At 63.0% G+C, this 1,225-nt stretch carries 1 protein-coding gene; it reads right to left on the reverse strand.

The genetic code is table 11. The features are described from left to right. Positions 1-1,225: right-handed parallel beta-helix repeat-containing protein (locus tag ACYVDE_RS23335; RefSeq protein WP_460503921.1), on the reverse strand; the 1,225-nt coding region annotated here is incomplete at both ends.

Raw genomic sequence — 1,225 nt, forward strand, 5'->3', positions numbered from 1 at the left:
TGCGGGTCGACGCTCACGCTGTTCTGGTCGAAGGTGCCGCCGTTGGCCGTGCTCCAGTCGGCCAGCGTGGCGTAGGCCGAGGTCTGGAAGAAGCCCGTGCGGTAGGTGCTGCCGCTGCCCACCAGGTCGTTGTTGTTGCTCACGAAGCTGGGCACCAGCGACGAGAGCAGAATGGCGTAGTTCAGGCCCGTGCCGGTGCGGCTCAGGCGCACGATGTTGTTGCGAAACTCCACGTTCAGGCCCGTGGTCTGGTAGAAGCCGAAGCCACCGCCCGTGCTGGCATTGGCCTGGTCGTTGATGTCGATGGTGTTGTAGTAGTACTTGCAGTTATCGGAAGACCCGTTGTAGATGCCGTACACCACCGACCCGCTCATGTCATAAATCAGGTTGTTGGCAACGATATTCGGCGCGGTCGTCGTAGCCGCCGCCAGGGTAAATAAGTAAACTCCGTATGCGCCTGACGTGGTGGTGCTACCCGCCGGAAACGCCTGGTGAATTCGGTTTTTGGTCACCGTGGTGCCCGTAGTGCCCACGTTCAGATTGACGCCATAGAACGAGCCCGTGCCGGTGCGGTTCGGGCGCGACACGTCGTTGCCCGTCACCTGTGCCCCGCCCAGGTAGCCGAGGTAGATGCCCGCATCGTAGCAGTCGCGCACGGTGTTGCCGATGATTTGCACGCCCGGCGTGGGGGCCGTGCTCACGCCCGAGCCCACCACCGCAATGCCGTAGTAGCCGCCCAAGATGGTGTTGTTCTGCAGCGTCAGGTTCTGGCTGGCCGTGGTACCGACGGCCGTGGGCAACGACGTCGAAGCACTGGAAACAATCCCCGCGAAATTGGTGGTAAGACCGGTTTGGGCCGCCGTCACGGTGCAGTTGCTGATGACGTTGTTGTCCGAATTGTTCAGCAGCTGAATGCCCCAGCCGTAGGTGGCGGTGCTGGTGCCGCCCACCGTGGCATCTACCACCAGGTTGTTAATAGTCACGAAATCAGCGCCGTTCAGCGTAATAACGGCGCGCTGCGTGTTGTTGCTCGACCCAAACTGAATAAGGCTGCCGCCCCCGTTGAACGTCACCCGGTTGGTGGCGCTGCTACCCGTCAGGGGTCCCAGGCTGATTTGCTCGGTGTAGGGGCCGCCGCTCACCGTGAACGTTACCGGGCCGCTCACGCCGCCCGCCGTCAGGGCCGCCACGGCCGCCGTGAAGCTGGCGTAGTTCGTGCCCGCCG

This window comes from Hymenobacter agri (assembly GCF_054778495.1).